This window comes from Parachitinimonas caeni, from assembly GCF_030129945.1.
GTDB classification, from domain to species: Bacteria; Pseudomonadota; Gammaproteobacteria; order Burkholderiales; family Chitinimonadaceae; genus Parachitinimonas; species Parachitinimonas caeni.
Genome location: NZ_JARRAF010000308.1, coordinates 1 through 255 on the forward strand (window position 1 = coordinate 1; position 255 = coordinate 255).

The 255-nt window shown below is 62.0% G+C and carries 1 protein-coding gene; it reads right to left on the reverse strand.

The features are described from left to right. Window positions 1-255, reverse strand: a 255-nt coding sequence (locus PZA18_RS24820) for a hypothetical protein (protein WP_284103545.1), incomplete at both ends; no start/stop codon positions are given.

Here is a 255-nt window from a genome sequence, read left to right on the forward strand (position 1 = left end):
TAGACCTGACGGGTCTGGCTGGCACCGGTGGGAATGCCGCTGCCATTGGCATCGACCTGACTGTAGCGGGTGCGGGTGTCGAGCAGCCCCTGCAGGTTGTAAACGAAATCTTCGCGGGTGGTCTGGGCCTTGTTCTGCCCGGCAACCCAAGCATCCAGCTGGGCTTCGCTCAGGCTGGCTTCTTTGGCCAGCGCCGATACCGGATAGCGGTTGCCCAGATAGCTGATCTGGCTGATGCGCTGACCCAGGCTGTTA